At 57.5% G+C, this 19,733-nt stretch carries 20 protein-coding genes; 8 read left to right on the top strand and 12 right to left on the bottom strand.

Annotated elements, in window-relative coordinates; all coding sequences use genetic code 11:
- Positions 1 to 41: 41 nt before the first annotated feature.
- From ACFFIY_RS04800 to ACFFIY_RS04785, 4 genes are all read left to right on the top strand, one after another.
- Positions 42 to 1,169: an ABC transporter ATP-binding protein gene (locus tag ACFFIY_RS04800; RefSeq protein WP_354195782.1), complete on the top strand. Its 1,128-nt coding sequence runs from the start codon at positions 42 to 44 to the stop codon at positions 1,167 to 1,169.
- Positions 1,166 to 2,104, top strand: coding sequence for a carbohydrate ABC transporter permease (locus tag ACFFIY_RS04795; protein ID WP_354195784.1), 939 nt, complete (start codon positions 1,166 to 1,168; stop codon positions 2,102 to 2,104). The genes ACFFIY_RS04800 and ACFFIY_RS04795 overlap by 4 nt, the downstream gene beginning before the upstream one ends.
- Before the next feature lie 2 nt (positions 2,105 to 2,106).
- Entirely contained in the window at positions 2,107 to 2,919 is an 813-nt protein-coding gene (locus ACFFIY_RS04790) for a carbohydrate ABC transporter permease (RefSeq protein WP_354195930.1), read from the top strand.
- Between the two features lie 73 nt (positions 2,920 to 2,992).
- Entirely contained in the window at positions 2,993 to 4,333 is a 1,341-nt protein-coding gene (locus ACFFIY_RS04785; protein WP_354195932.1) for an ABC transporter substrate-binding protein, read from the top strand.
- Positions 4,334 to 4,406: 73 nt separating this feature from the next.
- Here ACFFIY_RS04785 and ACFFIY_RS04780 read toward each other — a convergent pair whose 3' ends face one another.
- Both ACFFIY_RS04780 and ACFFIY_RS04775 read right to left on the bottom strand, forming a co-directional pair.
- Positions 4,407 to 5,309, bottom strand: coding sequence for a glycerophosphodiester phosphodiesterase family protein (locus ACFFIY_RS04780; RefSeq protein WP_354195786.1), 903 nt, complete (start codon positions 5,307 to 5,309; stop codon positions 4,407 to 4,409).
- A gap of 123 nt (positions 5,310 to 5,432) precedes the next feature.
- Positions 5,433 to 7,496: a catalase gene (locus ACFFIY_RS04775; protein ID WP_376837196.1), complete on the bottom strand. Its 2,064-nt coding sequence runs from the start codon at positions 7,494 to 7,496 to the stop codon at positions 5,433 to 5,435.
- A 231-nt stretch (positions 7,497 to 7,727) separates the two neighbouring features.
- Between ACFFIY_RS04775 and ACFFIY_RS04770 the strand changes: the two genes are divergently transcribed.
- A complete protein-coding gene (locus ACFFIY_RS04770; RefSeq protein ID WP_354195790.1) occupies positions 7,728 to 9,224 on the top strand; it encodes a class I adenylate-forming enzyme family protein in 1,497 nt (498 codons plus the stop codon).
- Between the two features lie 191 nt (positions 9,225 to 9,415).
- On the opposite strand, the gene hisIE is transcribed toward ACFFIY_RS04770, so the two are convergent.
- The 8 genes from hisIE to ACFFIY_RS04730 form a co-directional block, all read right to left on the bottom strand.
- Positions 9,416 to 10,039, bottom strand: a complete 624-nt coding sequence (gene hisIE, locus ACFFIY_RS04765) for a bifunctional phosphoribosyl-AMP cyclohydrolase/phosphoribosyl-ATP diphosphatase HisIE (RefSeq protein ID WP_354195792.1) — start codon at positions 10,037 to 10,039, stop codon at positions 9,416 to 9,418.
- Positions 10,029 to 10,817: an imidazole glycerol phosphate synthase subunit HisF gene (gene hisF, locus ACFFIY_RS04760; RefSeq protein WP_354195794.1), complete on the bottom strand. Its 789-nt coding sequence runs from the start codon at positions 10,815 to 10,817 to the stop codon at positions 10,029 to 10,031. Before hisF ends, hisIE begins: the two co-directional genes overlap by 11 nt.
- Before the next feature lie 130 nt (positions 10,818 to 10,947).
- A complete protein-coding gene (locus ACFFIY_RS04755; RefSeq protein WP_354195796.1) occupies positions 10,948 to 11,649 on the bottom strand; it encodes a HisA/HisF-related TIM barrel protein in 702 nt (233 codons plus the stop codon).
- Positions 11,646 to 12,299 (bottom strand): imidazole glycerol phosphate synthase subunit HisH, encoded by a 654-nt coding sequence (hisH, locus tag ACFFIY_RS04750; RefSeq protein WP_354195798.1) that lies wholly within the window; start codon positions 12,297 to 12,299, stop codon positions 11,646 to 11,648. Before hisH ends, ACFFIY_RS04755 begins: the two co-directional genes overlap by 4 nt.
- The gene (gene hisB, locus ACFFIY_RS04745) at positions 12,296 to 12,868 is read right to left on the bottom strand and encodes an imidazoleglycerol-phosphate dehydratase HisB (protein ID WP_376837194.1); all 573 of its coding nucleotides are present in this window, start codon (positions 12,866 to 12,868) and stop codon (positions 12,296 to 12,298) included. The genes hisH and hisB overlap by 4 nt, the downstream gene beginning before the upstream one ends.
- Positions 12,868 to 14,115: a histidinol dehydrogenase gene (gene hisD / locus ACFFIY_RS04740; RefSeq protein WP_354195800.1), complete on the bottom strand. Its 1,248-nt coding sequence runs from the start codon at positions 14,113 to 14,115 to the stop codon at positions 12,868 to 12,870. Before hisD ends, hisB begins: the two co-directional genes overlap by 1 nt.
- Before the next feature lies 1 nt (position 14,116).
- Positions 14,117 to 14,719 (bottom strand): ATP phosphoribosyltransferase, encoded by a 603-nt coding sequence (gene hisG, locus ACFFIY_RS04735; RefSeq protein ID WP_354195802.1) that lies wholly within the window; start codon positions 14,717 to 14,719, stop codon positions 14,117 to 14,119.
- Between the two features lie 18 nt (positions 14,720 to 14,737).
- Complete coding sequence (locus ACFFIY_RS04730) at positions 14,738 to 15,562, bottom strand: ATP phosphoribosyltransferase regulatory subunit (RefSeq protein WP_354195804.1); 825 nt, start codon at positions 15,560 to 15,562, stop codon at positions 14,738 to 14,740.
- Positions 15,563 to 15,666: 104 nt separating this feature from the next.
- On the opposite strand from ACFFIY_RS04730, the gene hisJ reads away from it, so the two are divergent.
- Complete coding sequence (gene hisJ, locus ACFFIY_RS04725) at positions 15,667 to 16,449, top strand: histidinol-phosphatase HisJ (RefSeq protein WP_354195806.1); 783 nt, start codon at positions 15,667 to 15,669, stop codon at positions 16,447 to 16,449.
- A gap of 39 nt (positions 16,450 to 16,488) precedes the next feature.
- Here hisJ and hisC read toward each other — a convergent pair whose 3' ends face one another.
- The gene (gene hisC / locus ACFFIY_RS04720; RefSeq protein WP_354195808.1) at positions 16,489 to 17,547 is read right to left on the bottom strand and encodes a histidinol-phosphate transaminase; all 1,059 of its coding nucleotides are present in this window, start codon (positions 17,545 to 17,547) and stop codon (positions 16,489 to 16,491) included.
- A gap of 116 nt (positions 17,548 to 17,663) precedes the next feature.
- Here hisC and ACFFIY_RS04715 point away from each other — a divergent pair, with 116 nt between their 5' ends.
- The gene (locus ACFFIY_RS04715) at positions 17,664 to 18,143 is read left to right on the top strand and encodes a hypothetical protein (protein ID WP_354195810.1); all 480 of its coding nucleotides are present in this window, start codon (positions 17,664 to 17,666) and stop codon (positions 18,141 to 18,143) included.
- Between the two features lie 89 nt (positions 18,144 to 18,232).
- Entirely contained in the window at positions 18,233 to 18,853 is a 621-nt protein-coding gene (locus ACFFIY_RS04710; protein ID WP_354195812.1) for a hypothetical protein, read from the top strand.
- Positions 18,854 to 18,897: 44 nt separating this feature from the next.
- On the opposite strand, the gene ACFFIY_RS04705 is transcribed toward ACFFIY_RS04710, so the two are convergent.
- A complete protein-coding gene (locus ACFFIY_RS04705) occupies positions 18,898 to 19,677 on the bottom strand; it encodes a 2-keto-4-pentenoate hydratase (protein ID WP_376837193.1) in 780 nt (259 codons plus the stop codon).
- Positions 19,678 to 19,733: the final 56 nt, after the last annotated feature.

The following is a 19,733-nucleotide window of genomic DNA, read 5'->3' as shown; positions in this document are numbered from 1 at the left end:
AAGCAGAAAGTGAAGCCTGGACGGGGGAAGGAGTGCTTGATTTGAAGAAAGTGGAATTGGTCGGTGTGTCCAAATCATACGACCGTCAGAAAGACGTCATTTCCAACATCGACGTGACGATCGAACCGGGGGAATTTTTTGTCCTTGTCGGTCCGTCGGGCTGCGGGAAAAGCACGATGCTCCGGATGATTGCCGGGCTCGAGGAGATTACGGGAGGGACGCTCAGGATCGGGGATCAAGTGGCGAACCGGCTTCCGCCGAGCCGCCGCGACCTGTCGATGGTGTTCCAGAACTATGCGCTTTATCCGCATCTGAGCGTCGAAGACAATATCACGTTCGGTCTTGACGTAAAGAAGATTCCGAAAGAGGAGCGCAAAAAACGTGCGCTGGAAACGGCAGAAATGCTCGGCCTGACCGATTACCTGAAGAGGAAGCCCCGCGAACTGTCGGGCGGCCAGCGTCAGCGCGTCGCACTCGCCCGGGCAATCGTGAGCGAGGCGCCGATCTGCCTGATGGACGAGCCCTTGTCGAACCTGGATGCGAAGCTGCGGGGCCATATGCGCTCTGAAATCCGGCGGATCCAGCGCCGGCTCGGCATCACGATGATCTATGTGACCCACGACCAGGTTGAAGCGATGACGATGGGGGACCGCATCATGATCCTCCATGAAGGGAAGATCCAGCAGATCGGGAGCCCGATTGAAATCTACAACCATCCCGCAAATCCGTTCGTGGCGACATTCATCGGTTCACCGCCGATGAATCTGGCACCGGCGGATGTGGCACCGGAAAAGTCGTCGCTCATCTTGCCGGGCGGAGAACCGATCCGCCTGCCCGAAGGAACACTGTCGGGCCTTCAGAAAGGCCGTGTCACACTCGGCATACGGCCGGAATTCCTCATGCCGGCCGAGGAAGCGGAGGGCCATCCCGTTTTCCGCGCGGAAGTGACGAACGTCGAGGTGCTCGGACACGAAACCGTCTTTTCCTTCCTTGCCGGCACCGAAGAATGGACCGCCAAGTGGAACGGCCAATGGCAAATCCGGCCGGGTGACCGGATTCCGATCGCCATCGACGAAGAATCCATCTGCCTGTTTGACGGAGAAAGCGGGGCGCTCATCAAGAAGCCGGCCGACCGCCAGCGCTTCGTTCCAGAGGAGGCGACCCCATGAGCACCGTGCATGGCCGCACTTCGGATGGCTTGTTCGCATCCGAGCACAAGCCCGGCGTCTGGGAACGTTCGCGCCGTGCCCGGACCGCGATCCTGTATTTGCTGCCGTCCATCATTTTATTTTCTGTGTTCATTTTCTATCCCATGTTCCGCACGATTTACCTCAGCTTCTTCCTCACGAACCAGGCAGGGGAAGCGGCTGTCTTCGTCGGGCTGGACAACTACAAGTATTTGCTCGAGTCCTCGGCATTCCTCAACAGCGCGAAGGCGACGCTCTTGTTTGTCCTCTACACCGTGCCGGCAGGAATCCTGATTTCCCTGTTCCTCGCCCTCCTGGCGAATGAAAAGCTGAGGGGCATCGGCTTTTTCAGGACGATCTACTCCTCGACGATGGGCGTGTCGGTCGCCGCGTCTTCGGTCGTCTGGCTGTTCATGTTCCACCCGAGCATCGGGATGTTCAACCGGTTCCTCGCGATTTTTGACTTCCCGCAGATCCAGTGGCTTCTCGATCCGCAGTGGGCACTCATTTCTGTGGCGATTTCAACGATCTGGATGAACACCGGTTTCAGCTTTCTGATCCTGCTCGGCGGCCTGCAGAACATCGACGAACATCTGTATGAAAGCGCCAGGATTGACGGGGCGGGTTATTTTTACAGGCTGCGCCGGATCACGATTCCGATGCTGTCGCCGACCCTGTTTTTCATCATCACGATTTCGCTGATCAATGCGTTCCAGACGTTCGGCCAGATTGATATCCTCACGAAGGGCGGCCCGGCCCAGTCGACGAACCTCATCGTGTATTCGATTTACCGGGAGGCCTTCGTCAACTACCAGTTCGGTACCGCGAGTGCGCAGGCAGTGTTCCTGTTCCTCTGCATCCTGGTGGCGACAATCCTCCAGTTCCGGCTCGGAGAAAGGCGGGTGCATTACCAATGACGATGAGCCTGCCGAAGAAAATCACGTTTTACACCCTGCTGACGGCATCGGCGGTCGTGCTGTTCTTCCCGATCGTCTACGCATTCATGATCAGCTTCATGACCGGTCCCGAAATCCTGCAGGGGAAGTTCTTCCCGGAGTCATTCCACCTGGACAACTACATCCGGGTGTTCGACCGGCTGCCGCTCCTGAATTACCTGCTGAACAGCTTCATCGTCTCGGCGGGCGTCATGCTCGGCCAGCTCGTCGTCTGTTCACTGGCGGCCTATGCGTTTGTGTTCATTCCGTTCCGCGGCAGCAATTTCGTGTTTTTCCTGTTCATCTCCACGATGATGATCCCGTGGGAAGCGACGATGATCCCGAACTTCTTCATCATCCAGAACCTGAACTGGCTGAATACCTACCAGGGCCTGACGCTGCCGTTCTTTGCCCTGGCATTCGGAACGTTCTTGCTCCGGCAGCATTTCTTGACCATCCCGAAAGAGCTGCATGAAGCGGCACAGGTTGCGGGCCTCGGACCGTTCCGCTTCTTTTTGAAAGTCGTGCTGCCCGTTTCGAAGACGAGCCTGGTGACGCTCGGCGCCTACGGATTCCTCACAACATGGAACATGTATTTGTGGCCGCTCCTCGTTACGACGAACGATTCCGTCAGGACGGTGCAGATCGGACTCAAGCAGCTGCAGTCGCAGGAAGTTGCAACCGATTGGGGGGTGGTGATGGCCGGCGTCATCGTCGTCATCATTCCGACGCTGCTGCTGTTGTTCCTCGGACAAAAGCAGCTGCAGAAAGGCCTGACACAGGGGGCTCTGAAATAGGGCGCTCAATTTGAGAAAAGGGGAGGAATACAGATTGAAGAAAAAATGGCGGATCGGTTTTTTGATTGTGGCAATGCTGGCACTTGTCTTGGCGGCCTGTTCGAACAGTGACCCGGATGCGGCGCCCGACAAAGCCGGATCCGGAACCGATGACGGCGAAAAGAAATCGGAAGCGACGGTCAACAAAGACGGGAAAGTGGAGATCGAGTTCTGGCACGCGATGTCCGGGTCCGGTCAGGAATCGCTTGATAACATCGTGGCCGGGTTCAATGATTCCCAGGATGATTACAATGTGAAGGCCGAGTTCCAGGGAAGCTATGAAGAACTGCTGACGAAGCTGCGCAGCATCGGCGGCACGAAAGACGCCCCGGCCATCATGCAGGTGTTTGAAATCGGGACGAAATATATGATCGACAGCGGCTATATCGAGCCGATGCAGAAATTCATCGATGATGACGGTTATGACCTTGATCAGCTGGAGGAAAACATCCTGAATTACTACCGGGTCGACGGTGAGCTGTATTCGATGCCGTTCAACTCCTCGACGCCGGTCATGATCTACAACAAAGACGCTTTCAAGGAAGCCGGGCTGGATCCTGAGAAGGCGCCGGAGACGTTCGGGGATGTCATCGATGCGGCGGCCAAGCTCAAGACGGACAGCATGTACGGCTTCTCGATGCTCACGTACGGCTGGTTCTTTGAAGAACTCGTCGCTACGCAGGGCGGACTTTATGTGAATGAAGAAAACGGCCGGTCCGGCGATGCGACCGAAGCCGTGTTCAACGGGGCGGAAGGGCTCAATGTCTTCAACTTCCTCAACGAAATGAACCAGGCCGGAACGTTCGGCAACTTCGGAACAAACTGGGACGACATCCGGGCTGCCTTCTCCTCCGAGAAAGTCGCCATGTACATGGACTCATCCGCGGGTGTCGCCAATGCGATCAACAATTCCCCGTTTGACGTCGGCGTTGCCTATATTCCGCATGCAGACGAAGTGGAGCGGAACGGTGTTGTCATCGGCGGTGCTTCTCTCTGGATGTCCAAGGGAATTGCCGATGAAGAGCAAAAAGCGGCATGGGAATTCATGAAGTACCTGGCGACTCCTGAAGTCCAGGCGCAGTGGCACCTGGATACCGGCTACTTTGCGATCAATCCGGATGCCTATGAGGAGGACATCGTCAAGGAGAAGTGGGAGGAGTACCCGCAGTTCCAGGTGACGGTGGAGCAGCTCCAGGACACGAAGCCGTCCGTTGCCACACAGGGTGCACTCATCTCCGTCTTCCCTGAATCCAGACAGCAGATCGTCACCGCACTTGAGAACCTGTACCAGGGCGGCGATCCTCAGAAAGTGCTCGACGAAGCCGCGGAAGGCACGAACCGGGCAATCGAGATTGCGAACAAGACGAAACAATGATCAAAAGCCGGCTCTCCTCGGAGGGCCGGCTTTTGATTTGCGGAGATGAAGATTTATTTGTACATGTGCCCGGTCAGTCGGCCTCCACGGCATATTGCACCGCCAGGTCCGGGCGGTTCGTGAAGACTCCGTCCGCCCCCATGTCGATGAGTTTTTGCACGTCCTTTTCCTTGTTTACGGTATAGACGTGGACCTTCAGGCCGTGGACGTGCATCGCTTCGATGAAGTCCTTGTTGGCGGCCTCTTCCGGGATGTTGATGCCGGAGGCGTAGCGGGAAATCCGCTCGGCCTGCCCCGGAGTCAGTTCGGCGTCGTCCCCGTCGGCGAAGGTGAAGAGCCGGAACAGCGGAAGGTCCGGCCTCATTTCATGGAGCCGGATGAGGCCGTCTTCGCTGAATGACTGGAAGATGACGCGCGGCAGACCCTCCTTGTCGGTCTTGACGGAGTCTTTGCCGATGATGTCGTGGGCCATGAGTTCATCGAGGATGGCCTGTTCCATATCGCCGGATTCATCCGGCGTTTTCAGTTCGATGTAGTAATTGATCGACGTTCCGATCTCCGACAGTACATCATCCAGGGCGGAAAAGGTGACTTTTTCATAGGCCGGATCGGCGCTCGCCGGGTGTTTCTCATTGAAATATTCGCCGTACGGGATTTCCTCCATTTCATCCAGCGTCAGGTCTTCCACCTTTTCCGGCTCATCCGCCAGCCGGCCGAGATCATCGTCGTGGATGACGACAAGCTGGCCATCTTTGGTCATCTGGATGTCAAGCTCGATGTAATCGGCGTCCATTTCCTCCGCAAGCCGGAAAGCGGGCAGGGAATTTTCCGGCCGGTATTCGGATGCGCCGCGGTGTGCAATGGCGAGGAAGCGGTCATCGGGAAGTTCGGCCGGTCCGGCTTCCTTTCCCGAGCACGCTGCCGTTCCGATGATTAAAAAGCCGCATGCGGCCATCAGTCGGATCAATCGTTTCATCCAGGTTGCCCCCTATCTATCTAATCAGGGGTACTATACCCGTTTTTGGCTGTGTGGCGTCATGCCGGCCTCAGGCCCTTCAAAAAGGATGCAGTCCGGTTGAGCCGGCCTGCACCCTTTGTTTTATTTCCTGTTCCAGAATCGGTGCTGCGCCACGGCTCCCAAGAATTCTTCCGCGAAGTCCGGGTTGCCTTCAGCGAACACCACACCCTCCAGGTTGTTTTTCTCACCTGACTGCAGGAATCCTCCGCCGTCCATGCCGATGCCGATCGGCTTGTAGTGCCGATAGGCGACCTGGATGTACTCGGAGAGGTCAAATTGGGCTTTTTCCGGATTATTAAAGGTCCCGCCGACCACATACAGCGCATCGACCAGATAAGGGCTGCTGGTGAGGAATGTCTGATCGACTTTCAGCCGAGAGCCGTCTGCCGCCGTTACCGGGCTGAGTGTTTCGCCGATGACCTGAATGAACGCACCGTTCATTTTCAGCGTGTTCACCACGTCTGCGACTTCCTGTCCGTTGAAGCCGTTGCCGATCAGGATGCCCACTTTTTGTGTGGCAGCATATTTCGGCGTATTGAACTGGCTCTGGGAAGGATAGCTCGTCGACACATCGACATGCATGCCCGACGGCGGCTCCACGCCGATGTTTTTGGCAACGGTGCGGGCCAGGCCCCTGTCGATGTTCACAAGAAGATCGGCGTTCTGCTGTCGGACAGATTCGCTTTTCACGCGTCCAAGTTGGTAACTGAAAGCCTCGATCGTATGCTGCTTCTCGACCGGCGTAAGGCTGTTCCAAAAAATCCGCGGCTGCGAATAAATGTCGTTGAAGGAAGGGCTGCGTCCCCTGATCACATGGCCTTCGACTTTTTGCGGGTAATGGACGTACCCGCCTTCTTCGGGAGGGGTGGTATGCGGCGTATTGCCCGCAAGCGAGTTGTGGTGGTAGTTCACCTGATCCACGTCGATCCGCATTCTCATGTAACCGCGGCGCTGGTTGTTGTGGAACGGACAGAGCGAACGGTTGATCGGCAGTTCATCGTAGTTGGCGCTGCCGAGACGGTGGTGCTGTGTGTCCCGGTAGGCGAGCAGACGTCCCTGGAGGACGGGGTCATTGGAGAACCCGATGCCCGGGACGACGTTCGCCGGGTTGAACGCGACTTGTTCGGATTCCGTGAAGTAGTTGTCGATGTTGCGGTTGAGCGTCAGCTTGCCGACAAGCCGGACGGGGACAACTTCTTCTGGCCAGAACTTGGCCGGATCCAGCACATCGAAGTCATACTTGAACTCATCCTCCATCGGGATCAGCTGGACACCGAGCTCGTACTCCGGGAATGCGCCGAGGTCGATCGCTTCCCGCAGGTCACGCCGGTGGTAATCCGGATCGATGCCGCCGATTTTCTGTGCTTCATCCTGAAGGAGGGAATGAACGCCGAGCACCGGCTTCCAGACGAACCGGACGAATGTCGCGATGCCTTCTTCATTGATGAACAGGTAGGTGTTGATCGACCAGGCTTCCATGACCCGGTAATTTTTTAGAATTCCGCGGTCGGACATGATCCACATCACCATGTGGATGGACTCCGGGTTGTTCGCCACATAGTCCCAGAACCGGTCATGTGCGCCGGTTGCGGTCGGGATGCCGTCGTCTTGCTTTTGCTGATAGGCATGCATCACATCCGGAAACTTCATCGGATCCTGGTTGATCAGCACCGGCATGTCGATCATCGTGAGGTCGTAGTTGCCTTCTTCGGTATAGAACTTCGTCCCCCAGCAGCGCAGATCGCGTGCCGTATCCATCGATCCTTTTGGCCCCTGGACTGTGGAAAACCGCACGGTGACCGGCGTCTTCATCCCCGCCTCCTGAAGGAAGCAAGCTTTGGTGACGTCCTTCAGCGACTCATAGCATTCGAAATCCCCGTAGGCGCTGTAACCGCGGGCATGCACGACCCGTTCAGGGATTTCCTCGCGGTTGAAGTGGGTCATTTTCTCAAGGAAATGGTAATCCTCATGCAGGGAAGGCCCACGGACGCCGGCTTTCAGCGTTTCCGAGTCATTGGAGATCTTCCGCCCCTGATTGGTCGTCATCGGCTTTCCGATATTGGAAATCCGGTATTGATCGAGCTGCTGCTGCTTTTTGTTGCCGCCGGAAGAGTTAACGCGGTTTGATGATGAGCCATTGCTCACTTCAGTCACCATCCATTCCCGATTTTGCTAAACCTTTATATACATATGCCAAGCCAGCAAAATTGTGCATCCGCCCGGTTGCCGGCCTCACCAAGACTGTACGGATTGCCGGCCGTCCATTTAAAAAGCGCAATGACGGGAAAAGTTATTTCTGAAAAGAAGGAATATTGAATGAGAATATTTAACTAGTAGAAAAGGAGCAACATTAATTTAAGAGGAGGAGCTTTCGCCATGTTTATGCCTGAGATTGTCGTTGAATATGGAAAGTCGCAGCCGGATAAAGTCTATACAGTTTTTGAGGACAGAAAGTGGACATTCGGGGAATTCAAGGAGAAGGCCGAGCGGATCGCCGCTTATCTGCAGAAGCAGGGCTATGCGCCCGGAGATGTGATTGCGCTGTACGCCGGCAATTCGGATGCGTTCGTTGCCGCGTATTTCGGGATTCAGCTCGGCGGGTTCATTTGTGCACCGGTGAATACGAAGCTGACGGCGAGTGAGATCGGGTACATATTCGGCCATTCGGAAGCGAAGGCGCTCATCACGGACGCCGGACTGCGGGAGACGGCGGACAAGACCGGACATCCGTTCAAAGAAGTGCTGGAAATCGGAGGCGCGGGAGAATTTGACGCCATTCTGGGAGATGGAGATCTCGCGTGCAGGCCGGCAAAACTTGCCGAAGATGACACGGCCGTGATCATGTATACGTCCGGCACGACGGGCAAGCCGAAGGGAGTCATGCTGTCGCACGGGAATATTCTCGCGACGGCGGAAATCTGGGCGGAAGCGATGGACATTACAGGAGAAGACCGGATGCAGATCACGACGCCGCTGTTCCACTGTGCGGCGAGTCATGTGTTCATGAACCCGGTCACGCTGAAGGGCGGATCGCTCGTGATCGAACAGGCATTTTCGCCGGACAAGACACTGGAGACGCTGGAAAAGACGGATGCCACGATGTTCTTTGGGGTGCCGGCGATGTTCGCGATCCTGCTCAATCGTCCGGACATCAAAGAGCTGAACGTGCCAAAGCTCCGGCTGTTCTGCTACGGCGCCGCGCCGATGCCGTATGAGCTCGTGAAGAAGCTGAAGGAAACCTTCCCGGAAGTGAAAGTGCAGAACCTGTACGGCCAGACGGAAAACACGCCGGCCGCAACCACTTTGAAGGACCACTATGCGCTCGATAAAATCGGTTCCGTCGGAGAGGCGCTGCCGCGGACGGACGTGCGGGTCGTCGACGAAGAAGGACGCGAGATACCGCCGGGACAGGTCGGCGAAATCGTCGTCCGGGGACCGCAGGTGATGAAGGGATATTTGAAGAACGAGGAGGAAACCGCACGCACGATCCGAGACGGCTGGATGTATTCGGGCGATCTCGGCAGGACCGACGAAGACGGCCTGCTTTATATCGTGGACCGGAAAAAAGACATGATCATCCGCGGCGGCGAAAACGTCTATCCGCTTGAAGTCGAAGAAGTGCTGTTCCAGATTCCCGAAATTCTCGAAGCCGCAATCGTCGGCGTCCCGCACCCGGTGTACGGGGAAGTCCCGAAGGCGTTCGTGGTCGTGAAGGAAGGAAAGAGCCTGACGGAGCAAGCAATCCTCGACTATTGCGTCGAACATCTGGCCAAGTTCAAAATCCCGGCGGAAGTGGAATTCCTCGATGAACTGCCTCGCAACGCATCCGGAAAAGTGCTCAAGCACACGCTGCGGCCGGTTCATCAGTCATGATCCCAAAATAGGGAACAGAAAAATGCAAAAAGCAAGGACTTTGGTTGCTTTCCGCGGGCCAACCGCCAAGCCTCCTCCGGCTTACAGCCGTGCGGGGTCTCGGCCGGTCGGCTTTCCCGCAGGAGTCAACCGCCGTCCTTGCTTTTTGCTGTTTCACAGGGCCTTTCAGTAATTACCGGACCGCCTGCTGTTCACCATTCCCGGATATCTTTCCGCTCGCCCTTGAAATTGTTTTTCTTGGCGTGGCGCTCGTCGAGGATCCGCTCGATTTCCCCGATGCCGACGCCCTGCTCGTGCAGCAGGACGAACAAGTGGTAAAGCAGATCGGCGGTCTCGTTTTTCAGTTCTTCCCGGTCGCGCTTCATCGCGGCGATCACGACTTCAAAGCTTTCTTCGCCGAATTTCTTCGCGATCTTATCGATGCCTTCACCGAGCAGGTAGTTCGTGTAGGAACCGCTGGCCCGGTCGGCGGCGCGGTCGCGGATCATGCCTTCGAGCGACTGGAGCGGGGAGACGGACTCGTCGCCGAAGCAGCTGTTCGCTCCGGTGTGGCAGGTAGGGCCCGCCGGATCCACCTGGATGAGCAGCGTGTCCTGATCACAGTCGAGGGCCATGTCCTTCACGCGCTGGACGTTGCCGCTTGACTCTCCTTTTTTCCAGAGCCGCTCCTTGCTGCGGGAATAAAACCAGACGACGCCCTCCGAGACCGTGCGCTCGTACGCCTCTTCATTCATATAGCCGAGCATGAGGACAGTACGGTCGGTCCAGTGCTGAAGGACGGCGGGGAGCAGGCCTTTTGAAAAGTCAGGCTTCATGCGGCACACCTCCGGCCGGTTCACGGACGGGAATCCCGGCTTCTTTCAGAAGGGATTTCACTTCACCGACGGACGTCTCCCGGTTATGGAAGATCGAGGCGGCGAGCCCCGCCGACACGCCGGTTTTCTTGAAGAGTTCCACGAAGTCTTCCGCATTGCCGGCGCCGCCTGATGCGATCACCGGAATGGAGACCGCCGCTTCCACGGCCCTCAGCAGGGGCAGGTCGAACCCGTCTTTCGTGCCGTCCGCCGCCATGCTCGTGAGCAGCACTTCACCCGCGCCGAGCTTTTCGCCTTCCCGGACCCAGTCGAGCACCCGGACATCGGTCTTTTTCTTGCCGCCGTGGGTGAAGCAGAACCAGTCGCCGGCCTCTTCGTCCCAGCCGGCATCGACCGAAAGGCACACGCACTGGCTGCCGAACCGCTCCGCCGCCTCGCGGATGAGGTCCGGCCGGCTGAGCGCCGCGGAGTTGATGCTCACTTTGTCGGCACCCGCCCCGAGCAGGCGCCCGATGTCATCAGCGGTACGGATTCCGCCGCCGACCGCAAGCGGGATGAACAGCGTCTCCGCGGTCTGCCGGATCACGTCCAGCATGAGGCCGTGCCCCTCGTCGGTCGCCGACACGTCGAGGAACACGAGCTCATCCGCTCCTTCCGCGTTGTAGCGGGCGGCCAGTTCCACCGGATCGCCGATGTCGCGGAGCCCCTTGAAGTTGATTCCTTTCACGACCCGGCCGTCCTTCACGTCCAGGCAGGGGATGATGCGTTTTTTGATCATCATGGTCACCTCAATTGATTGGATTGGGGAATGAATCCACTCGGCATCTCTACGCGCTCACTCGCGATGCCTATGATTCCACTCGGTCCTTCTTCGCGCTCACTCGCGCCGCCTATGATTCCACTCGGCCTCAAAGGCTCTCCCAGAACGCCTCCGTGTTCGCTGCCTTACCGACGATGGCCGCCGAAACGCCTTCCGCTTCCAGTGCCCGCAGATCTTCTCCGCTCCGGACGCCGCCGGATGCGGTGACGGGCCACTTTGAAGCCGCTGCGAGCTTCCCTGTCATGGCGACGTTTGGTCCTTCCATCCGGCCATCGCGCGCAATATCGGTGTAAATCACGCCGGCGAGCTCAGCGCCGTCCAGCCGGTCCAGCATTTCAAACACGGTCGTCTCCGCGGTTTCCAGCCAGCCGTTCAGTGCCACTTTATCTCCCCGCGCATCAAGTCCGAGCATGAGCTTCCCGGGATAGTTCCGGCTCATCTCAATGAGCCACTCCGGCTCGGTCAGGCCCTTGGTCCCGATGATGAGGTAACCGGCGCCCATGTCCAGGTACCGGCGGATCGTTTCCTCGCTGCGGATGCCGCCGCCGATTTCGACGGGGCGGCCGGCAGCATCAATCAGCTGCTGGAACAGATCCATTTCGGCAGGCCGCTTTTCCTTTGCTCCGATCAGGTCGACAAGGTGGATCCGGGTCACTTGGGGCTGCCGGCTGTAAAATGCCACCGCCTCAAGGGGCGTGCGGCCCATCGCCGTTTTCGTCCCGTAATCGCCTTCCGTCAGGCGCACGTTCTGTGAGTCAATAATGTCGATCGCCGGCCAGATATCAATCATTGGTCCGCCTCCTTTTCCGTCAGAAATCCTTCCGTCACGGCACGCTGCAAAATGAGCAGTCCCGCATCACCGCTTTTCTCAGGATGGAACTGGATGCCGACCAAGTTGCCGCGCTGCACGATCGCCGTCACTTCTTCGCCGCCGTACTCTGCAGTCGCGACTGTATCGGGCCCCGGCACCGCTTTATAGGAATGAATGAAATACATGTCTGTCCCGTCCAGTGCGGAGTCCACACTGATCAGCCGGTTCCACCCGAGGTGGGGGACGGGTAGGGAAGTCCTGATCCGCGTCACCTCGCCCGGGATGAACCCGAGTCCGTCCGCATCGCCTTCCTCGCTGCGTTCGAACAGGAGCTGCATGCCGAGGCAGATGCCGACGAGCGGTTTTTCGTTTTTCATTTCCTCCAGGACGGGGATGAGGCCGTCCGCTTCCAGACGCCGCATCGCATCGCCGAAGTGGCCGACGCCGGGGAGGATGAGGACATCCGCGGCCCGCAGTTGCTCAGGACTTTTCGTCAGTTCCACCCGGTGGCCGAGAAACTCAAGCGCCCGCCGGACATTGGCCACGTTGCCGAGCCCATAGTCGACGATGGCGATCCGGCGACCTTCCGTCAGTTCTCCGGATCCGATGCCGTTCTCCGCCGCGCTCATGCGAGGAGCCCCTTCGTCGAAGCGAGACGTCCGTCGCCGGGCTGCATCGCTTCCCTCAAAGCCCGTGCGAACGACTTGAACAGCGATTCAATCTCATGGTGGGCATTGCCGCCGCGGATCAGGTCCATATGGACGGTGAGCCCCGCGTTCATGACGACCGCCCGGAAAAACTCCTCTGCCAGTTCCGTATCAAACGTCCCGACTTTCTCCCGGCAGATTTCCGCGTTGAATGAAAGATACGGCCGGCCGCTCACGTCCACGACGGTGCGGGTGAGCGTCTCGTCCATCGGCACATAGGCCGTCCCGTAGCGGCGGATGTCGCCTTTGTCTCCGAGCACTTCTTTCAGCAGCATGCCGAGCACGATGCCGGTGTCTTCGGTCGTATGGTGATCGTCGACCCATGTGTCGCCCTTCACTTCAACGTCCAGCTCGAGCCCCGCATGGAACGACAGCAGCGTCAGCATGTGATCGAGGAACCCGGCCCCGGTTGAAATCGACGACTCGCCGGTTCCTTTCCTGAGCTCCATCCGGATTTCGGTTTCCTTTGTCTTGCGTTCATATTTCGCCATCAGTCATCCCGTCCTTTGTCCAGACGCGCCTGCATCGAAGCGGCATGCGCATACAGTTCTTCCGCTTTTGCGATCGGAATGCCGGCCTCTGCGAATCGGCGGTAATCATTCGGTTCAACGCGGATCACCGCGTTTGCCGTGAGGAAGTCGTTCACAGACAGACCCGATTGGAACCGGGCATTCCCGCCGGTCGGCAGCACGTGGCTCGGCCCCGCCGAATAGTCGCCGATTGCTTCAGGAGAGTACCCGCCGACAAACAGCGCACCGGCATTCGTGACGATTTCTGCATACGATTCGGCATCCGCCGTCTGGACGGCCGCATGTTCCGGCGCAATCCAGTTCAGCAGATCCGCCGCTTCCTGCCGGTCTTCCGCCAAGATCGCCCAGTGATTGTTCCGGAGGCTTTCCATGATGATCGCACTTCTCGGCGCTTCCTCGGCGTACCGGCCGGCGAGCTGTTCCACTTCGGCCAGCTTGTCCTCATCCAGCGAAATCAGATATGTCCGGGCTCTTTCGTCGTGCTCCGCCTGTGCGAGCAGATCGAGCGCGGCCCACTCCGCGTCGGAATTTTTGTCGACGACGATTGCCAGTTCGCTCGGCCCCGCGACGGAATCAATCCCGACATCGCCGTACACAAGCTTTTTCGCGAGGGCCACATAGGCATTGCCGGGCCCCACAATCTTGTCGACCGCCGGAATGGTTTCCGTCCCGTAGGCGAGTGCTGCAATCGCCTGGACGCCGCCCACGGTGAACACCCGGTCGACGCCGCACAAATAACAGGCGGCGAGTGTCACCGGGCTGCCCGGCGGCGGGGTGACGACGGTGATTGATCCGACGCCGGCGACTTTTGCCGGGATGGCCGTCATGAGCACGGTCGACGGATAGTTCGCCTTGCCGCCCGGCACGTAGATGCCCGCGCGGCGGACCGGGTGGAACACGGGATAAAACCCGTCAGGCTCCGCCGGCCGCCACTTGATCTTCTGCTGGTAGGATTCGATGTTCGCTTTTGCCGAGAAAAGTGCGTTGCGCAGGTCGGCCGGCAGATCGTCAAATGCCGCTTTCTGTTCTGCGCGGGACACTTCCCGCACGGCGGCCCCGGAGCCGTCAAACTGCTTTGTATAGCGGTCGAGTGCTTCATCGCCGTTTTTCCGCACGTCCTGGATGATGTCGATCACAGTTGCCGCCCGGTCCCAGTTGTCGGTACCCGCCGGCTTGTAGATGCGTTTAAATTCACTGGCACTCAGCATATCAGCCCACCCTCAATTCATTGATGAATGCGCGGATCTCCGCGGATTTCGTGAAGAACGCATGCTTGTTCGCGATGAGCCGGGCGTTGATGGGATCCAGTCGGACACGCTCCTCCAGCCCGTTCATCCGGAGCGTATCACCCGACTGGACGATGTCGACGATCGCGTCCGCCATGCCGATCACCGCTGCCAGTTCCACCGAACCGTTCAGCTTGATGATCTTCACCGGCTTTTCCGAGCGGTCAAACACCGATCTGGAGTAGTTCACGTACTTCGTGGCAATCGTCCGGTAGTCCGGCAGCTCTTCCTTTGAAGCAAGCGCGAAGTGGCAGTGGCCGAACGGCAGCTCGAGCAGCTCATTCACATCGGCACCGTACTCGGCGAGAATGTCGCTGCCCGTGATGCCGAGCTCGGCGATTCCTTCTTCGACGTATGTCGGAACGTCATCACCTTTCACGAGAAGAAACCGGATCCCTTCCGCCTCGACGAGCAGTTCGCGCTGCGCCGCCTTCAGTGCCCCGTGCCATCGCGGGTGGCCGTTCTGTTCAAGATAATCAAGGAAGCTCTTCAGGAGCCGTCCCTTTGACAGTGCAATCGTGATCATCGGACTCCTCCTGTTCTTTCAGTAAAATATGCCCATGCCGAACGCTTTTTTGCGGGCGGTGTACTGGCCGCCGGATGCGACCGGCGCCGTGCGCCCTTCCCCGTAGAGACGGATGAAGACGCCGTCGTAGTAAGACTGGGAAGGCAGCGCGGTAATGTCCGGGTAAACCGCTTCGATGCCCGACTGGCGCAGGGTCTCTTCCCAGCCCGTCAGTTCCTCGAGCACAGGTCCGATTTCCGGAAATTCCGATCGCAGCTTATGGACCTGCGCTTCCGGCCGGTCGCCGAGCAGGGCGGGGAGCGGGTGGTCGCCGAGCAGCTGCTTCAGCGCGGACTCGCTCCGCTGGGAAAGTGCCCGCCGGATGGCCGGTTCCAAAATGCGCTCTCCGAGAATGGTCGGCAGGAGGGCGTAATGGCTGATGACCGCCGTTTTCGGAAGACCGCCGAACCGGTCATCCATGAAGCCGATCAGAAGTCCGAGCGATTCCTGCTGCTCCGGGGTCCGGTCGGAGAACACTTCCATCCCGAGCTGCTTGGTCTCGTTGCCCGAGTGGAACACCGGGCCGGAATATACCGCGCGTTCCGCGTCGATCTTGTATTTATTCAGATAGCGCACGATCGAGTTCGTCCAGTCGTGGCGCAGTGCGTGGACAGTGCCGTCTTGAATCCATGTTTCCCGCTGCGGCATGAGGCGGAGGTCATCTTCCGTCATGCCGTGCCAGTCAAACGACTCGACAACGGGCAGGTCGATGATGTCAAAGCCGTGGCCGTGGAAAAATGAAAGAAATTCAATCTCCATTTGTTTCTGCCGGATCAGTGCCGGGTTATAGATGAATGACGTCAATGAAATGCACCTCTTCACTTCAATGCTTTATCATGATAAAGTAGTAGATGGATGAAATATTAACATAGCCATTTAACAATTGCAACAGGAGGGGGCTGAAGAACATGAACACGATTGACGGTCACGTGCACTCGCCGTTTTGCCCGCACGGCACCGATGCGCCGATGGAGGACTACGTAAAGGCTGCGGAGCGAAAGGGAATCGATGTGCTGGTCTTCACCGAACACGCACCCCTACCGGCCGGGTTTTCTGATCCCGTGCCCGGTCAGGACAGCGCGATGCGGCCGGAAGACGTCGGACCGTATGTGGCCGAATGCGCCCGACTGCGCGAACAGTATGCCGGCCGGGTCGATGTCCGGTGCGGGTTTGAAGTCGACTATATAGAAGGATTCGAGAAAGAGACCCTTGAATTCCTGCAACAACATCCGGAAGCCGCCCGCAACTCGATCTTGAGCGTGCATTTCGTCCGGCTTCCCGGCGGCTGGTTCTGCGTGGACTACAGCGCGGATGAACTGGAGAGGAAAGCGGAAGAAGCAGGACTGGAGACGATCTACCGCGCATACGGCGATGCCATCCTGAAAGCGGCGGGAAGACCGTTCGGCGAGCTGAATCCGCCGGTTCTCGGCCACATCAACCTGATCCATAAATTCCGCGAGCGGATTGCGCCAAAGGAGGATCCGGTTGACTGGATGAACATCTTGAAAACCGCGTCGGCAAGCGGCCTTCGCCTCGACTTCAACCATGCGGGCCTCCGAAAACCCGATTACGGCAAGACGTATCCGGAGGAATGGATGATCGGGGAAGCCCGGAAGCTCGGCCTGACCCTGCAGACCGGCTCGGACGCCCACTCGCCGGAAGACGTCGGCAGGGGATTTGAGAAGGAATGAAAAAGTGGACCTTCCGCTTCGTGCGGAGGTCCACTCATTTCATTTGCAAAGGATTTCGGAAAGCACTTTGGACAGCCGGTCCATCTGTTCGTCCGTGCCGACCGTGATCCGCAGATAGTCCTGGATGCGGGGCTTGCTGAAGTGGCGGACGAGAATGCCGCGGCCTTTCAGCTTTTCGCACAGCTTTTCGGCATCCGCCTCGGGGTGGGTGCAAAACAGGAAGTTTGCGGAAGAGGGAAGGACGCGGAACCCGAGTGCCCCGAGCTGTTCCACTGCGCGATTCCGTGTTTGGACGATGCGTTTTGTCGTTTCCCTGAAGTAGGTTTCGTCACGGAACGCCGCTTCCGCACCGGCCTGGGCAAGCCGGTCGAGCGTGTAGGAGTTGAAGGAATCCTTGATCCGCACGAGGGCTTCGATCAGTCCGGGATGTCCGAGCGCATAGCCCACGCGAAGCCCGGCGAGCGAGCGGGATTTTGAAGTGGTCCGGGTGACGAGCAGGTTGTCGTATTCCCCGATGAGGACGGCCGCGGACGGCCCGGCGAAGTCGATGTACGCTTCGTCGATGATGACCGGCCGGTCCGGATTGGCTTCAAGGATCTCCCGGATTCCGTCCAGCGATTCGTAGATGCCGGTCGGCGCGTTCGGATTCGGCAAAATGATGCCGCCTTCCGCCTGGGCGAAACCGTCGAGATTCAGCGTGAAGCTCTCCCGGAGCGGGACTTCTTCGTACGGAATGTTGAACAGCTTCGAATAGACGGGGTAGAAACTGTAGGAAATGTCCGGAAAGCGGATGGTCTGGCCAGGATCAAAGAACGCCATGAACGAAAATGCGAGCACTTCGTCGGAGCCGTTTGCGACGAAAACATGGTCGGCCGGCAGGTTTTCCCTTTCGGCAATCGCTTGGCAAAGTCCGTCTGCGGTGGGAGACGGGTACAGTTGCAGACGGCCGATTTCCCGCTGAATGGCTTCGCCCGTCCGAGGACTCGGCGGATACGGGTTCTCGTTCGTGTTCAGCTTGATGATCTCCGGCCGGTTGAGCTGTTCGCCCGGAATGTACGGCTCCGTCCGCCGCGTCATTTCACTCCAAAGTCTGTTCATGAGATGATCGCATCCTTTCACTTCAACGATTTAATACACTAAAGTTATCGGATCAAACAGGTGTTGTCAACGAAAGGAACGGGTATAGTAGTGTTTGTGAAAGGGGGAGAGCCGAAATGAAAAAACAACTGATGATCATGGCAGCGACGGCACTGCTGCTCGGTGCCTGCGGCGACAAGCAGGAAAATCCGGAACAGGCCCCTGTGGATCCGGACAACGAACAGACGGGCGATGCGATCGGGGATCAGACCGACAAAGGCGTCGTCACGGGTGAAGAGGAAAACAAGGATGACCCGGCCGCCGAAAGCACCGATGAGGACACCATCCACGAAGGGGAAGCGGAAAACGCAGAACCTGCGGAAAGCACGGATGCCTACGAAGAACTGGCGCATGTCAAAGACTACTTCAATCCGGACGACTATGAAGTCCGCGTGGCCAGCGACAATCCCGGCAACCGCGTGCTCCTGTTCATGGACGGGGAAAAACCCGCTTACAAGACCGTTTATGTGAAGCATCAGGACCTGCTGAAAATCATCTCGACGGATGAGGGGCTGCTGGAGCAGGTTAATCTTAAAAAAGAAACATACTCTTTTTAAAAACCTTTCCCGAAATCGGGAAAGGTTTTTTGCCGTGGGGACTTACAATGGAGAAGTAATCAAAACACCCATCACGGAGGGAGCAATAAATGATGAAAAAATGGAGCATGGCATTGGTGGTCCTGTTGCTGGCGGCGGGATTGGCCGCCTGCGGCAGCGATCATAAAATGAAACAGAGCGATGAAGAGAAAGTGGAGCCAAAGACCGGAGAGAACCAGGCTGCTTCGGAAGTTGAAAGTGGGGAAGCGGATCCCGAAGAACAGGAAGACCCCTGGACTTACTATGAAGAGGCGAAGCACGAGGAGACGTGGAACGACCTCAAGTTTAAGATCGAAAAAGTGGCCGTCAGCGATGAGATGCCCGGCATGGATGATGAAGGAAATGAAGTGATCAAGTCTGCGGTGGGCGTGAAATTCATTATTGAAAACACATCAGCGGATAAGGTTTATTCCACCTATCCGGATCAGGCCACGCTCGTCACATCGACGGGGGAGCAGGTGGATGCAGACATGTTGTTCTCAGACAGTCTGGGCGGCGAAATCCATGAAGGAGTCATCAAGGACGGGGGTGTGTATTTTTATCTGGAACGCGGCGCAGCCAGTGAAATTTCTTGGATCAAGTTAAACTGGAATTCAAGTTATGAAGACCCTGCCGGAAATTATGACAACGACGAATACCATGAGCACTCCGTTAAAATTGACCTCAAATAACACAGGAAAAAGAAAGACCGTCAAAATTACGACGGTCTTTTCGGCTATTCAGAAATAGTGACCGCAACTTCTCCTACACCCGGGTACTGAGCCCTGTATGCTCCGGCAGCTGCCGGGATCGGCGCAAGGAAAGTTCCCGATGAGATGATCATGCCTTTTTTCAGTCGACGGCCGTGCTCGGCAAGTTTCTTGGACAGCCAGACAACTGAGTTCAACGGGTTTCCAAGCACGGCAGACGAGCAGCCTTCATCGATTTGCTGTCCGTCTTTGTAAAGCACCAGCCTGATATCGGCGAATTTTTCCGCAGTTTTTGGAGGGTCGACGAAATCTGACCTGACAACCAATCCGGTTGCCGTGTTGTCGCAGATGAGGTCGGCAAGAGAGAAGTTTGGAAACCAGTCTTTATACCGGGCATCTGGAATTTCGATTCCTGCGGCGATTTTGCTTTTGCCGAGAATCTCTTCCGCACATGCCCCCGGTGAAAGATCATCGGTCAAAATGAAGATGATTTCCGGTTCGATCAGCGGGGCGAACAGAGCGGAGAGTACAACCCGCTCACCGCTTTTGACGGCATTGGACTGAAGAAGCGTACCGTAGGCTGGCTCATCGGTTTTGGCAATTGCCTGCGTTTCGGAGCTGGTCATGCTGATCTTGTAACCGGCGATCCTATCCTTTCCAATTTCACATTTTTTTTCGATTAGCTGTTCCTGAACGGCGTAGGCCTCTTCTTCGCTGAGGGTGTATTCATGGCGGATAAACTCGATGGGTTTCTTTGTTTGATGGGCAGTGAGCAGCTTGTCCACGATTTCTGTCATCATTGGCATTGCCTCAATCATCCTTCCGTTGGATATTTGCTGTCCCGTAAACTCTTAGTTACTTC

The organism is Bhargavaea ullalensis, from assembly GCF_042432615.1.
GTDB classification, from domain to species: domain Bacteria; phylum Bacillota; class Bacilli; order Bacillales_A; family Planococcaceae; genus Bhargavaea; species Bhargavaea ullalensis.
Note: the sequence above shows the minus strand (reverse complement) of the source record. Positions and strands in the feature narration are given on the sequence as shown.

Bases quoted from the DNA above. Each gene is read 5' to 3' on its own strand.
- ACFFIY_RS04780 (WP_354195786.1), bottom strand. From the start codon at position 5,309: ATGAAACGATTGATCCGACTGATGGCCGCATGCGGCTTTTTAATCATC.
- ACFFIY_RS04785 (WP_354195932.1), top strand. From the start codon at position 2,993: ATGCTGGCACTTGTCTTGGCGGCCTGTTCGAACAGTGACCCGGATGCG.
- hisD (WP_354195800.1), bottom strand. From the start codon at position 14,115: ATGCTGAGTGCCAGTGAATTTAAACGCATCTACAAGCCGGCGGGTACC.
- ACFFIY_RS04705 (WP_376837193.1), bottom strand. From the start codon at position 19,677: ATGCCAATGATGACAGAAATCGTGGACAAGCTGCTCACTGCCCATCAA.
- ACFFIY_RS04795 (WP_354195784.1), top strand. From the start codon at position 1,166: ATGAGCACCGTGCATGGCCGCACTTCGGATGGCTTGTTCGCATCCGAG.
- hisIE (WP_354195792.1), bottom strand. From the start codon at position 10,039: ATGAAGCCTGACTTTTCAAAAGGCCTGCTCCCCGCCGTCCTTCAGCAC.
- ACFFIY_RS04770 (WP_354195790.1), top strand. From the start codon at position 7,728: ATGTTTATGCCTGAGATTGTCGTTGAATATGGAAAGTCGCAGCCGGAT.
- ACFFIY_RS04715 (WP_354195810.1), top strand. From the start codon at position 17,664: ATGAAAAAACAACTGATGATCATGGCAGCGACGGCACTGCTGCTCGGT.
- ACFFIY_RS04790 (WP_354195930.1), top strand. From the start codon at position 2,107: ATGAGCCTGCCGAAGAAAATCACGTTTTACACCCTGCTGACGGCATCG.
- hisJ (WP_354195806.1), top strand. From the start codon at position 15,667: ATGAACACGATTGACGGTCACGTGCACTCGCCGTTTTGCCCGCACGGC.
- hisB (WP_376837194.1), bottom strand. From the start codon at position 12,868: ATGGCGAAATATGAACGCAAGACAAAGGAAACCGAAATCCGGATGGAG.
- ACFFIY_RS04755 (WP_354195796.1), bottom strand. From the start codon at position 11,649: ATGATTGATATCTGGCCGGCGATCGACATTATTGACTCACAGAACGTG.
- hisF (WP_354195794.1), bottom strand. From the start codon at position 10,817: ATGATCAAAAAACGCATCATCCCCTGCCTGGACGTGAAGGACGGCCGG.
- ACFFIY_RS04710 (WP_354195812.1), top strand. From the start codon at position 18,233: ATGATGAAAAAATGGAGCATGGCATTGGTGGTCCTGTTGCTGGCGGCG.
- hisC (WP_354195808.1), bottom strand. From the start codon at position 17,547: ATGAACAGACTTTGGAGTGAAATGACGCGGCGGACGGAGCCGTACATT.
- hisG (WP_354195802.1), bottom strand. From the start codon at position 14,719: ATGATCACGATTGCACTGTCAAAGGGACGGCTCCTGAAGAGCTTCCTT.
- hisH (WP_354195798.1), bottom strand. From the start codon at position 12,299: ATGAGCGCGGCGGAGAACGGCATCGGATCCGGAGAACTGACGGAAGGT.